Annotated in this window: 11 protein-coding genes; 6 read left to right on the top strand and 5 right to left on the bottom strand. The window is 47.0% G+C overall.

Features of this window, described 5'->3' with window-relative positions:
- Positions 1 to 406: 406 nt before the first annotated feature.
- Positions 407 to 2,098 carry a response regulator gene (locus Pan241w_RS17235; RefSeq protein ID WP_145218239.1) on the top strand — a complete coding sequence of 564 codons (1,692 nt, stop codon included), beginning with the start codon at positions 407 to 409 and terminating at the stop codon, positions 2,096 to 2,098.
- A gap of 27 nt (positions 2,099 to 2,125) precedes the next feature.
- Here Pan241w_RS17235 and Pan241w_RS17230 read toward each other — a convergent pair whose 3' ends face one another.
- Together Pan241w_RS17230 and Pan241w_RS17225 are read right to left on the bottom strand one after the other, a co-directional pair.
- Entirely contained in the window at positions 2,126 to 4,714 is a 2,589-nt protein-coding gene (locus Pan241w_RS17230) for a PAS domain-containing protein (protein WP_145218237.1), read from the bottom strand.
- Positions 4,715 to 5,016: 302 nt separating this feature from the next.
- Positions 5,017 to 5,850 (bottom strand): transporter, encoded by an 834-nt coding sequence (locus Pan241w_RS17225; RefSeq protein ID WP_197999988.1) that lies wholly within the window; start codon positions 5,848 to 5,850, stop codon positions 5,017 to 5,019.
- A 276-nt stretch (positions 5,851 to 6,126) separates the two neighbouring features.
- On the opposite strand from Pan241w_RS17225, the gene Pan241w_RS17220 reads away from it, so the two are divergent.
- The 5 genes from Pan241w_RS17220 (at position 6,127) to Pan241w_RS17200 (ending at position 11,099) form a co-directional block, all read left to right on the top strand.
- Positions 6,127 to 8,442, top strand: coding sequence for a PAS domain-containing hybrid sensor histidine kinase/response regulator (locus tag Pan241w_RS17220; RefSeq protein ID WP_197999987.1), 2,316 nt, complete (start codon positions 6,127 to 6,129; stop codon positions 8,440 to 8,442).
- Between the two features lie 462 nt (positions 8,443 to 8,904).
- Entirely contained in the window at positions 8,905 to 9,408 is a 504-nt protein-coding gene (locus Pan241w_RS17215) for a hypothetical protein (RefSeq protein WP_145218232.1), read from the top strand.
- Positions 9,409 to 9,422: 14 nt separating this feature from the next.
- Positions 9,423 to 9,869: a transposase gene (locus tag Pan241w_RS17210; RefSeq protein WP_145209666.1), complete on the top strand. Its 447-nt coding sequence runs from the start codon at positions 9,423 to 9,425 to the stop codon at positions 9,867 to 9,869.
- Positions 9,866 to 10,267 (top strand): transposase, encoded by a 402-nt coding sequence (locus Pan241w_RS17205; RefSeq protein ID WP_145209663.1) that lies wholly within the window; start codon positions 9,866 to 9,868, stop codon positions 10,265 to 10,267. The genes Pan241w_RS17210 and Pan241w_RS17205 overlap by 4 nt, the downstream gene beginning before the upstream one ends.
- Positions 10,268 to 10,430: 163 nt before the next feature.
- On the top strand, positions 10,431 to 11,099 hold the full coding sequence (locus tag Pan241w_RS17200) for a tyrosine-type recombinase/integrase (protein WP_197999986.1): 669 nt from the start codon (positions 10,431 to 10,433) through the stop codon (positions 11,097 to 11,099).
- 5 nt (positions 11,100 to 11,104) lie between these two features.
- On the opposite strand, the gene Pan241w_RS17195 is transcribed toward Pan241w_RS17200, so the two are convergent.
- From Pan241w_RS17195 to Pan241w_RS17185, 3 genes are all read right to left on the bottom strand, one after another.
- A complete protein-coding gene (locus tag Pan241w_RS17195) occupies positions 11,105 to 11,386 on the bottom strand; it encodes a helix-turn-helix domain-containing protein (protein ID WP_197999985.1) in 282 nt (93 codons plus the stop codon).
- A 248-nt stretch (positions 11,387 to 11,634) separates the two neighbouring features.
- Complete coding sequence (locus Pan241w_RS17190) at positions 11,635 to 12,099, bottom strand: hypothetical protein (protein ID WP_145218227.1); 465 nt, start codon at positions 12,097 to 12,099, stop codon at positions 11,635 to 11,637.
- Complete coding sequence (locus Pan241w_RS17185; protein WP_145218225.1) at positions 12,096 to 13,487, bottom strand: type IV secretory system conjugative DNA transfer family protein; 1,392 nt, start codon at positions 13,485 to 13,487, stop codon at positions 12,096 to 12,098. The genes Pan241w_RS17190 and Pan241w_RS17185 overlap by 4 nt, the downstream gene beginning before the upstream one ends.
- Positions 13,488 to 13,511 lie beyond the last annotated feature (24 nt).

Here is a 13,511-nt window from a genome sequence, read left to right as displayed (position 1 = left end):
TGTTCCTTCTGACTGGTTTTATAGAAGCAGCCAGTCAGTCTTCTTCTCTTCGAACAGCCACTCTTGGTGAGCTTTGAATCGCGATCTATCGCATCTTGATTGCCTGATTTCTGTTTGAGTCGAAATAAGGCTCCGTTATCAGTTCGATGCAGTTCTGGTTTCCAATTTCATTCTTAATGTGAAATTCGGGAGTCCAACACAGAATTCAATATATGGTGATGTGTCTATGGGTAGAATTCCCCATCTATTTGAGATCGATCTAAAGTCGATATGAACTAGACCGGTTAGATGAACAACTGGTGAGATTTTAGAGTGAACATGACGGGGTTTTTCACAATTGAGTTTAATCATAAGGAGTGGTGCGTAGGGGAAGAAGCTTAGATCTCAGTAGACCAAAGGGCCTGTAATGACATCCAACCAAGTCAGTTACAATCACAATCAGATAGCAAGACAGTTATTAATTTTCAGTAGGGATGTTTCGGTTGCGATTGATGCCAGGGGCTTGATTCTCCTGTCCAGCGAATCAATCAAGCATGCTTTTGGATGGTCTGCAAAGGAAGTGGTCGGTAAAGAATTTTGTCTTCTGCTCTCTGATCCTTATCTGAACTCTTACGAGCAATTTTTGGTAGATTGTCCTGATTCGGCAAAATTAAAAGGGCAGACGCAGCAAATTATTGCGAAGCGAAAAGATGGCTCCTGTTTTCCCTGCGAGTTGACTATGAGCCGTGTGGATGGTTCTCAAAATCAAATCCATTATATCGCAATCATCAGGGACATCAGCGAACAGCTGAGGACGCAGAATAAACTGGATGATTATCTGGAGCGGTTGAAGCAGTCCCGCCGTGAACTCAAACGTAAAGATTACGAATTGAAAGCGGCGCAAAAAAACGTCGTTCGCGCCAATCAGGCGAAAAGTGAGTTTCTGGCAAACATGAGCCACGAGATTCGGACGCCCATGACGGCGATTCTGGGGTATGCAGAGATTTTAAAAGAAAATCCTGTTGCTCCTGATAATGTCGAACTGATTGAAATTATTCAAAATAATGGCACACACCTGCTGCAGGTGATTAACGACATTCTGGACATTTCAAAGATCGAGATGGGAGACTTTGAGATTCTGAAGGTCAATTGTTCGCCTAAGGTGGTCTTGCAGGATGTGATCGACGCCTTCCGGATGAAAGCAGCTGAAAAAGGGCTTTCGATTCATACGAAATGTCAGGATTCTATACCTGAACTAATTCAGACAGACCCATTGAGGTTGAAGCAGGTTCTCTGGAATTTAGTCAGTAATGCAGTCAAATTCACGGAAACGGGACGGATTGATATTGAAGTTCGGGTTTTCTCTCAGTCACAAAATGACAGAGTATTACAGTATATCGTCTCTGACACGGGGATTGGAATTCCTGCTGAGAAAGTAAAACATATCTTCGAGCCTTTTGCCCAGGCCGATAGTTCAACTTCGCGCAATTATGGTGGAACCGGTTTGGGGCTGACGCTCAGCCATAAGCTCGTTCGCTTGCTGGGGGGCAATTTATCTGTGCAATCAATTGTGGATCAAGGGAGTGTTTTTTGTGTCGCGTTGAATGTAGGTGAATCAGTTCAGACCACACTCAAAAAAACGCAGAACCATCGTTTCAACCTGGGGGATTCTGTCAGGCAAGACTCTCATGATCGGCAAATAAACAAGACGAGAAGGGAGCATAAAGGGAGGGTACTCCTGGTTGATGACACAAAAGAAATTCGAAAGTTATTCAGTTTTATGCTGAATAAAATGGGGATAGCTGTCATGACTGCTTCGAACGGCAAAGAGGCGGTTGAACTGGTGAACGATGAATCCAATCAGGATGAACCTTACGATATGATTCTGATGGATATGCAAATGCCGGTTATGAATGGTTATGAAGCAACACAGTTGTTAAGAGATCAGGGAAACCAGATTCCCATTATCGCGATCACTGCTCATGCCCTGGTATCAGACAGAGAGAAATGTCTGGCAGCAGGATGTACGGAATATTTGAGTAAGCCAATCAAGTATGAAGTGTTGCACGAAATGGTACATTGCTATTTGCCTGAAACTACGGCAATGCTTTCGAACTAACTGAGCGAGAAGTCTGTTTCGTCTTAGTCAGCCAACTTTCTTAGTCTGTTTGGGGACTGGTAGAGAAATATAAAACGTGGCACCACCCTGTGGATTTGGGCGATACCATAATTTTCCATCCGAGGCATCGATCAGTGATCGGCTCAAAGACAAACCGATGCCGAGTCCTTCTTCCTTATTTGTGGTAAAAGGCGTGAAAAGTCGGTCTGTGAGTTCCTTTGGAATTCCCATCCCGGTATCGGCCACAGAAATCAATGTTGAAGAATCGTACCCGGTTTCAAGAGTGATCGTTAATCTCCTGGGGAGCGGTGTGTCTTCCATTGCTTCCACAGCGTTCTTGATTAGATTCACAAGCACCTGTTCAATCTGGACTCGATCTGCATAGACGGTGATGAATTTGCTCTCACTCTTCACTTCCACCTGAATCTGGTTCAAACGGATCTGGTAATTCATCAACTGCAATGCATTGTGAATACTTTCAAGAATGTTGAACAGCAGACGTTGTTGTTTTCGCTTTTTCGCCAGTTTTTTAAGTCTGCGGACAATGTCGCCGGAGCGGAGACACTGTGTTTCAATTTTTGATACCAGTTCTGAAATATCACTGCCTTGCTCGAGTAGATACTTCATGCTCGAGCTGTAGTTGGCGATGGCCGTGAGTGGTTGATTCAACTCGTGCGAGAGCCCTGCGGCTAATTCTCCCATGACAGCCAGGCGGGAAACGTGAGCCAGTTCGTCCCGGTACTCCTGGACCATTTTACTGGTCTCAAATTTTTCTGTCATATCCTGAATCGTACCGTACATCATCAGTGTTTCGCCATCAGGGCTCTTTTTCAAAGCTGCCTGATTATGCACATGGCGAATTTCTCCGTTGGGGCGTTGAATTCGATGTTCAATGCTGAATGGTAAATCATTTTGCAGGGTGTTGGAGATCACTCGTTGTACCAGTTCCCGGTCTTCTGCGTGAATCATTTCCAAAAAGGAATCAAAATCGGGTTCAATTGGTGATTCTATTATCCCGAGAATGCAATAGACTTCTTCCGACCACCACAGAGAATGATTCTGAATACTCCATTCCCAACTGCCAATATGTGCCAGACGCTGTGCTTCGAACAGGCGGTTGTGCATATTCTGCATTTCAATTTCAGCCGTTTTTCGCTCATTTATGTCCTGAATAATGACCAGGATTTCCTCTGATAAATAAGGCAGCAGACGGGCATGGAACCAGTGGGGCTGCTGCTTGATTCTAAGAGTATATTCAAAAGATACAGGCGTGCCGGTTTGACTGAGTTTATGAATCGCTCTCACAAATTGAAATGCGACAGACGGAGGTAGTAATTCATAGATTTTTCGGTGGAGAGACTCATCCACTGTCGGAAAGAAATGGTTCTGTTTACCGCTCTCATAGACGAGTATGGTTCCATCTGTTTTAATATGAAAGAAGAAATCCGGATTCACTTCCAGCATCGCTTGCAGCTGGGCCGTTTTTTTCGCTGCGTTTTTTTCGGCAAGTAGCCGGTCTGTGATATCAACGGCCGATGCAATGATCTGGATCACATTCCCTTCCGGGTCATACAGGGGGCCAAATGTGATATCCAGATCGACGAAATTTTGGTCTGATAAACGAACTTTTGTGTCATAGCGAACGGTTTTACCCTGAGCGGCTTGTGCGAGTGACTGTTTCAGTTCTGTTTGTGAATGAGTGGAGTAGGTCCACCAGTACGTTTCCCAGAACGATTTTCCGATCACATCAGTCAGTTTGAGATTTGCCGCTTCAAGCGGCGCGCGATTCGCTTCCAACAGCTTACCGTTCGTGGACAAAACACCCACAAACACAAATAAACTGTCCAGGATATCCTGGGTTCGTTTGGATGCTGTCAGAAGTTCTTTTTCAACCCGTTTTCTTTCTGCGATTTCCTGTTTCAGGTTTTCATTGATTTGAGAGAGTTCCGCCGTGCGTTTTTCGACGCTGGTTTTTAATGATTCTTCGTACCGTTTTCGGTCGGTCAGATCCATACCCAGGCAGAGTGTGCCGACTGTTTGATTCAAGTCATCAATCAGCGGGTTCTGATCCCATTTAATTTCCCGGTTGTCGGCAAAATTAGGGCCACTCAACTCCCCTGTAAAGGGTTGTTTAGAGTTCACAATCGTGAATCCCGGTACTTGATCTGCCGGGCCGATCAGTTTGCGAAATTGTTGATTGATCCAGACGGAATGGTTTCGGAAGTCTTTAATGGAAACAGCCAGGGAACTGTTTTCAAAGAAAGGGGCCAGTTGTTTCTGGATATTTCGTTTCAACTCCGTTTGTCGCAGATAAATCAGATCGCCTACCGCCGCGATCCAGATCATACTCAGTGCGATGAAGCGGTTTTCCCAGACGAACTGTGGTACCTTTGTTTGACTGACCGAGAGGAGAGGTGCGAACGTCAGAATGGAGCAAATGCAGGCTGCGAGTAAGACGGGCCAGATCCGCCGCTGCCCTGCGATCAGGACAATTCCCACGGCATAAAAAGCGGGGATTCCGAGATTCAATGAGACATGTAGATCGATCAGAAAAATGAGCAGAGTCAGCAGGCCGCTAATCTCCAGCAGACGCAAATGGTATCGCTTTGTGCCCATAGACGGTCCCTGTTTCTTGATGGAACAGAAAGGAGATCTATTCCAAAAAATGTAAACACTCGTCTGATTTTCGCTCCAGTATCAAATCCTTCAGCCAGAACAATATGTGTTTCGGGACAGAGATGGTTGATTATGCCTTTTTCAAGAGAATTGATAAACCCCTCTTTTGAATTTTGTGTGAATGCGAAAAGTGGGATTCCATGATCAGGAAATAATCAATTTTGTACTCTATTGAAGCTGATAGTGGATAATGGATACTCTAGTTTATGTGTGAATCACTTCACAGGCCCCGGAACATCTGCCTAGGGAAAGCGGATTGAGAGCCCAGTCCCAAGAAAATAGTTGTCGGCTGCACGATTCAATCCGACACCAGCACGAATGTCGAATTGCATGTTTTTGTTGAGCAGCCAGGTAAACCCGCCGTTGAAGTAGTGCTGTGTATGTACGTTATCAGCGCCGCTTGGGATGAGAGCAAACCATTCCGTGTATGCACCCAGCGCTTCACTCAAGCTATAAGCAACAGTCCAGGATTGTGCCATTTCTAAATAGGCGTTTCCCGTTGTGACGTCAATACGTCGATTTCCTTGAGTTGAGCCGGCCGTTGAGATGAAGTCGTTCACCTCCCATGCATAGATCCAGTTGAGACCTGGCTCGACCCTGTCAGCCGTAAATGATCTGCTGCCTGTCGGAAGATTCATTTGCGGTATCAAAGCCATTTCTGGCAAGAACCCAGCTTGTGGAGTCAAAGCAATTTTGAAACCGGTATATAAGTCTTCGTGACCCGCGGTCGAGTTGGAACTGCCTTCAAAAATAGTCAGTTCCTGAACGGGAAACACAGCGATGCGAAATTCTAACCAGTCGTCAAGAATACCATATCGTAATAAGGCTTCTCCAAAGGAGTGTGACTCGACGCTTTCAGAACCGTCCGTATTCGACGTATACGTATATCCGAATTCGAGTTGTGACACTCCTTTTCCTACGGTCACGGCCGCTTCGGTAAAATCAGGCCGGTCTGTCACTAATGGCTCGTCGAGATCAGGACCTCCTGAGACTGTAGGAGCCGAGCTCCATAAAAAAAGTGTGCCATGAGACTGGTAGAATTCTGGATCTTCCGCGTTCAAACGATCTGCGCTCACAGACAAGATTATCGTTGCCAGGCTAATCTGAATGATGCGCGAACTGAACATCATGATTGAATTGTTTTACCTCATTCCGGTGCTTTGTCAGGGGGGGGCATTTTGGAATGTATCGACTTTTCCAGTTTTGAATAATTTATTTTGTTGGCATTTTAAGCATTTCACCCCTGTTTGAGACTTATACCTCACCCGGAAATCAGTGTGTGATCTATGGTTTTGTGAAAGTGTAAAACTATTAGCCTAATTGTAATGGGAAAAAATCCAAAGGAGTGCGGGGTGGGTGATCACGTATATCAATACAAGTCTTCCAATTTCAGGTGGTACTATCTGTACTATTTTCTGGCGGGACTCGATATTTTGACCCTGGCGGTGTCTCTTTTCCTGGGCCACTCCTTGCTGGGAATTTACACTGACTCCGTTCGTGAAAACAATGTTTGGATGGATCGTGTCAGTGAGTATTCCAGGTTGAATCAACTTGCAGCAGCCGTGAATGCACCGGGAAATAATGTATTCGAATCGGGTGATATCGAAGCAGAGTCGCGTCGTCTGGATGCGGCGTATCAGGAGTTCAAGTTCTCTTTGAAGAAAAACCTGGAAGACCTGACACGAAATAAAAGCGACAAAACCAGCGAGAAGACATTTCTGGAACTCTCTCAACAACTCAAGCAAATAGACCGTCAGGTTTCCAATATCTACAACCAGGCTAATTTCGTTTTCCAGGAACTGAAGCAGAACAAGAAAGAGTCTGCTGGAATCGGAATGGCACAGATGGATCAATCTTTTTCTGTTGCCTTAACATCGATTGGGAAACTATGTGATTCGGTGCGACAGATTCAGTCAGCGCGATTTGGAAGTGAGGAATCGCGGGCCAAGCAGATAGGTACGATCGAACTCGTGCTTGCCTGCGTTGTTTTTCTGATCTTGTTGAGCGCGATCTGGTATGCCCACAAGCTGGGCTCCTATATGCGTCGTCAGCATCTGCAAAACGAAGATTTCAAGTATCAGATTGCGGCAATCGGTAGATCGCAGATGGTGGTCGAATTCAAGATTGATGGCACGATTATTGACGCCAATGATAAGTTTATGGAGTCGATGTGTTACAGCCGGGATGAAGTGATTGGTAAAAAACATGTGATGTTAGTGCCTCCGGAAGATGTTCGTTCAAGAGAGTATCGTGAATTCTGGGAACGACTTGCTCAAGGAGAACATATCACGGGCGAGTTTAAACGCGTCGGTAAGTATGGTAATACCGTCTGGATTTATGCCTCTTACACACCGATCATAGATCTGAATGGAAAACCGTACAAGGTTGTGAAGTTCTCCGCAGACATTACCGAACGGATTTTGATCTATAAGTCCCTGAAGAATACAAAAAGTGAACTGGCCAAAGCGAAAGAAAGTGCCGAGGCAGCCAATCGAGCCAAGAGTGAATTTCTGGCGAATATGAGTCATGAAATCCGTACACCGATGACGGCGATTCTGGGGTTTTCGGAAATTCTGCTGACTAAGATTGTTGATAAGGATGATATTGAGTCAGCCAGCATTATCAAGCAGAACGGGGAGTATCTGCTGACACTGATCAACCAGATTCTGGATTTGTCAAAAATCGAATCCGCCAAGCTGGAACTGGAATGTATTGATTGTTCTCCCTCACGAATTCTCGCAGACGTTTACTCAATAATGCGAGTTCAAGCGGAACGTAAAAATCTGGAAATCGAAATTCAGTTCGATAGCCCTATTCCGGAAACCATCCAGACAGACCCGACGCGGCTACAACAGGTCCTGATCAATCTTGTGAGTAATGCGATTAAGTTTACTTCTGCAGGGAAAGTCAAAATCGTGGTTCAGCTCTTGCAGGTATCAAACGTGGAACCAAAACTGCAATTCGATATTATAGACAGCGGTATTGGTATAGATGCAGGTAAGCTGGAGACCATATTTCAACCGTTTGCACAGTCGGATACGTCAACAACTCGCAAGTACGGTGGAACGGGACTGGGGCTCACAATCAGCAAAAAGCTGATTGAAGCGCTGGGGGGCTCAATTTCCGTGTCGAGTACAATTGGTAAGGGAAGTACATTTTCTTTCACCATCGGGATCGGTTCATTGAATCAGACGCGGATGGTGGAAGTCACTCAACAGACCATTTCTTCGAACGAGAATGTAATGGTGAGTAATGAGGTGGAGATCTCGCTTCACAACTATGATATTCTACTGGCAGAGGATGGGCTGCATAATCAACGGTTGATTCAATTTATGCTGGAAAAAGCCGGAGCTAATGTCACGATTGCCAATAACGGAAAGATCGCCTTTGAACTGGCAACGATGGCGCTAAATGAAAACCGCCCATTTGATGTGATTCTTATGGATATGCAGATGCCGGTGATGGATGGGTATTTATCAACTCAGAAATTGCGCGAGATTGGTTATATGGGACCGATCATCGCCTTAACGGCGCATGCCATGTCAACCGATCGCAAGAAATGTCTGGACGCCGGCTGTAGTGATTTCACAACGAAGCCCATCGATCGGAAGCAGTTGCTCGAAGTGATCAAAGAGCAGGCAAATCAGGAGCAACTGAGTACGGTCTAAACAGCTCGGGGCACTCTCTGCTGCCGGATGTTGCCAGACGACAAACTGGACAAGGCCATTGTGTCCAAGCTATTTGCAAGCCAGAAAGTTTCGAACTGGTACAAGGCATTTTCTCTCAAGCGTCCTTATGCAGACGATGATCGCAGGAGACTGCTGATTTCTATCAATTCACAAAGTGTATTGCGGGTGTGAGCTAGAGCCAGTCAAATAATATGAGACGGTTAGGATGCGATCAAAAAGCAATAGCCGAGGCGGGACTCGAACCCGCACGCCCTTTACGGACCCGGGATTTTAAGTCCCGAAAATTCATATTGGATATGAAGGGCGTTTGTGTGTTGGATAAGTGTTAACATTATAAATAGTAATATATTACGAGACTTTTGTCTGTAGTCTCTATATACTTTAGATGGCGGTTGTGTGTGCAAATCTGCCCCCATATTGCCCCCAAAAAAGGAGAGAGACATGGCGTGGATTGAATACCGTGAGGGAAAGAATAAAGGTTCGTGGCGGATTGCATTTCGTATTGGGGAGCAGCGGTTCAACCGTTCATTGAAGACAGAAAATAAGGACGAAGCCGAGGCTCGACAGGCTCGGCTCGAAGAAAGCATCCGTTTGGTAGAGAGTGGTAGGATCGAAATACCACCAGGAGCAGATATTCCCACATTTCTCCTATCGGACGGTAAATTAAAACAGTCTAGTTCCATTGCAGTAAGGGCACTCACGCTATCGCAACTTTTTGAGGAGTTCTTTTTTAAGCTGCCAGAAGGCAATCTTGAAGATTCTACAATTTACGGTATGCAGCGGCATAGACGGCACCTTGAACGAATTATCGGAGTTCGGTTTCCGGTGCAGCAATTAACGACTGAAGTTTTACAGAATTACGTTTCTAAACGATCTAGAGGTTGTCTCATAACGTCAAAAAAAGTGAACGGTTTGGCGCGTCTTTTGCATGAAGTGTTCTCCTGAAAGGAGAATTTCTTATGTATATGACGCTGGTCTGGTGGCCCAAACGAAAACGGGTTTCCACAAAAACAGCGTCCAGGACGGAACGCCCGGTCGTTTTGACCGATAAACAATGGTCTTTAGTCGCAAAACTGTTTCCCTGGACTCCCCCTTCCAAAAAGGGAGGACGTCCAAAAGCCCATCCACGAGATTGCCTGGAAGGCATTCTCTGGATTTTGGTGACAGGAGCACGATGGAAAGATTTACCAAGAGAGTATCCCTCAAAAGCGACGTGCCATCGACGTTTCCAGCAATGGACGATCGAAGGGCGGCTCTTATCTGCCTGGCAAATCATCTTGGAACGAATGGATGATGCTGGCCAGATTGATTTCTCGGAAACCTTTGCTGATGGCACTTTTGCCTCGGCAAAAAAAGGGGTAGAAGAGTTGGCCCGACTCGTCGTGGCAAAGGCACAAAGGTCATGATTTTTGTCGATCGTCACGGGACACCTGTGGCGATCGACACAGAATCGGCCCGTCGTAGCGAAGTCAAGCTGATCGAACCGCTGCTTGAAAAAATCACATTGCAAAATCGACAACCCGAGCGACTTGTTTATGACAAAGCCGCCGATTCGGACTCGTTGCGCAAACGGCTGATGGAAAAGAATATCGATCTGATCTGCCCGCATCGAAAATCGAGAGTCAAACCGCCGACGCAAGATGGTCGAAAGCTTCCACGCTTCAAACGACGTTGGATTGTGGAACGCAGTATTGCCTGGCTCCACAACTATCGTCGCATTGTCACGCGCTGGGAATATCACGATTACCTCTACGAAAGCTTTGTAATTCTTGGGTGTTTATTTACACTATTAAAAAGGTTTTGAGATGCCCTCTAGGGAGAAGGGAAGACGCGATCGTAAAATTGGAGCCAATACGATTCATAAAGAGCTTGTAACATTTCGTACGGTCTGGGGGTGGGGATGTGATAACGGCAAGATTACTGGTGTATTTCCACGTAAAGGAGTTCGGCTTCCAAAGGCGACCGAAATGCATCCTTTTCAAACATGGGAAGAGATTGAACGACAGATACAAAATGGTGTCAGCGAGCTAGAGCATGAAGATCTTTGGGAATGCTTATACTTGAGCATGGAGCAGATTGAAAAACTTCTGAAAGATGTCGAACGACTTGCGTCATTTCCGTTTGTTTATCCAATGTTTTGTTTTGCAGCTTATACTGGGGCCAGGCGTTCAGAGATGATTCGGTCGCAAGTGAGAGATATCGACTTTGAAAACAAAGTCATCACAATTCGGGAAAAAAAGCGTGTACGGGGAAAGTTATCAACGAGGAGAATACCGCTGTCACAACCCTTGGAGCGGGTGCTCCGATTGTGGTTTAAAAACCACCCCGGTGGTCCACATACCTTCTGCCATCATCTGAAGGTCGCACGATCAATTACGAAACGGACAGAACCTATTGCTCTCACGCCTGATGAGGCAGCACATCATTTCAAACACACGCTGTCGGAAAGTGAGTGGAAGGTTGTTCGGGGCTGGCACTGTCTCCGACACAGTTTTATCTCCAACTGTGCCAGCAAGGGGATCGATCAGCGGATGATCGATGAATGGGTAGGACACACTACAGAAGCCATGCGGAGACGATACCGCCATCTGTTTCCATCTAGTCAAAAAGATGCCATGCAGATGCTCTTCAAGTAAGATATTCATAGTCGCCTCACATTCAGTGGCAACAGACCTTCTGCCTTAATCCGTTCCAGTTCCGAATGTGAGATCATCCATTCCTTTGAGGTGCCTCGACCACACCGCCGTTTTTCGGCACGAACTCTTCCTAAACGACACCACTCCCGAACACTGTACGCAGACCGCTCCAGAATCTCGGCAACAGTTTTCGTGTCGTACCACTCCTGAATCTGCTGTTGGCCCACCAACAGTTTCAAGCTGGCTTCGATTTTTTCCAGGCGATGCAAAATAAGCTGCTCGTTCATAGCTCTCTTCCTTTTCTTAATCCACTTTCTGAATCTGTTGAATTCCTTGTCGGAATACCCGTTGAAAATCCTGTTGAAAAAACAGGGTACAATTCAACAGACGTTCGCCCTGCATTGGTCGCATAAGCGACCCCTCCCCTCCCACCCCTGACATATGAATCATCCATTTTTCATACACAGAAGCAGGAGACCCCAAAGCTGCTACACTCGCCTGAAACTCATCATCTCTGATCATAAACTCCATTCCGTCACAAGGACGCCACATTCCCAAAACAGTCCCGGAACACTGTTCCATGCGGATCGTCCATTACCTCATCCAACACGGCGAACAACGCGATCTCCTTCACACTTTCTGCCCGATCCATCAAATGCCGCATTCGCCTCTCAGAAAGCGTCACTACCAGCAGAAAATCCCTTGTACGCCGGTACGCATCAAATTTTCTTTCCACGGTGCCGAGGTCTTCGCTGCCTGTGTCGAATTCTATGTTGAAAAAACGCCCCGTCTGTTGAAATGTCATTTCCGCATCCTGGTTTAACTTTGGGTGCATCCGGCGTGGTTCTCTTACGATGTCTGCCTCTCCCTCGTAGCAGAGCAAAAAGTCTGTCAGATACACCTCGTGAGCCAGACACCGGGGGTGCGGGTTCCAGCCGTTGGCATAGACATCCTGGGGACGGCCACCGTTGCGAAGCTGGACCGTTCCCCGGTGCTTCAATCTGCGTCTTTCTCTGAGTTTACTGAGTCTTCGGTAGCAAGGCGAAGGGCCGGAGAAGAAACCGAGAACATGCCGGGGGACGATGACGTGCTTCTCCGCAAGGCTGAGAATTTCCTCGTCCCTCTCTTTGCACTTGTTGAAATGCTCCCTGCAGGGTTGTTGGCCTGGGGTTCCTGGGGTGTCGTTTTTTCGTAACCACTCTGCGAATCGTTCTCGGAACATGATGGACTCCAATACTCAGGACGTTGATAAATCTCTTTCAGGGCGTTGCGTGCCTTCGATTTAGCAATCCCAGAAACACCCCACGGATCATTCAGCATATGCACTCGTTCCCGGTACACCTTGTCCCGGCATTTCACGAAGCGTTCTCCGATACCGAGCGTGCGAATCCTATCCCGGTAATCCGGACTACCAAGGTCAGCTGCGGCCGCGTTGCAAACCGAAGCGTTTGCCTGGTAGAACCAGTCGTGACGGACACAGTTGCTCAACACGCCGTCGGTGATGTAGGAATTCGGGAAATTCAGCGACTGCACCAGGATGTGTATATCCAGGCCCATTTTTTGGCACTCTGCCAAAGCACGGACCTCTGTCCCTCCCACGAGCCCTGCGTTGACAGCTTCGTCTAATACAAGCAGCACACGGGGGGATGGTCGTCGCCGTGTCCGTACGTAGTTGATTGTCTGCATGGCAATACTGCCGAGCACCGTACTCAGCGCATCTTCGGAGACACCGTTTGCACCTCCCTCCACAATCAAAATGCCTGCACTGTCGAGAAAACGATACAGGTCAAATGAAGTACCGCACCGAGCGATGAATGGGGGTGAACCACAAACCCCTTCGATCAGTCTAGCCGCAGCTGCATACTGTCCCGGTTTGATAATTCCATCCGCCACCTGCTCAAACCGGTAACGTGTGTCGTCGTGCGTGCAGTGCTGAATAAGTTCCTGCAATTCGGGATGGTTGGCCTGGTACGCAAAACGTAAATCAGTCGCCGGTCGTTCCTGTTCCTGATGAATGACAAGCATTGCGGCGTGCATTGTCCATTCTTCAGTCTGCGGAGCGTGGGCAAGAGAACCTCCGCCCCGGCGTCGGGTGAGCACCTCTGTAAATTGGCGGGCAGTCTGTTCATTCTCCGCCATCCTCTTGAGAGGATGCTTCGCCGTACTGGGCCGGAGAAACCGCATTGCTGGAACGCGGTCAAAATGAGAAAGATTATCAAAAATAATACGGGATTGATGTCCGCGTGCAATCAAATGTTCCAGACAGCTCCATCCCAGGCTTCTTGTGTGTGGGTCGAGCAGGACAATTGCAATGTCCCGCCGTTCAGCGGCAGCAACTACGTCAGGAACTTCAGATACGGATTTGCCGCTCCGTGTTGATCCTATCACCACTTTATTACTGGGTATGTATTT

Source organism: Gimesia alba (assembly GCF_007744675.1).
In the GTDB taxonomy this organism is placed as follows: Bacteria; Planctomycetota; Planctomycetia; order Planctomycetales; family Planctomycetaceae; genus Gimesia; species Gimesia alba.
Note: the sequence above shows the minus strand (reverse complement) of the source record. Positions and strands in the feature narration are given on the sequence as shown.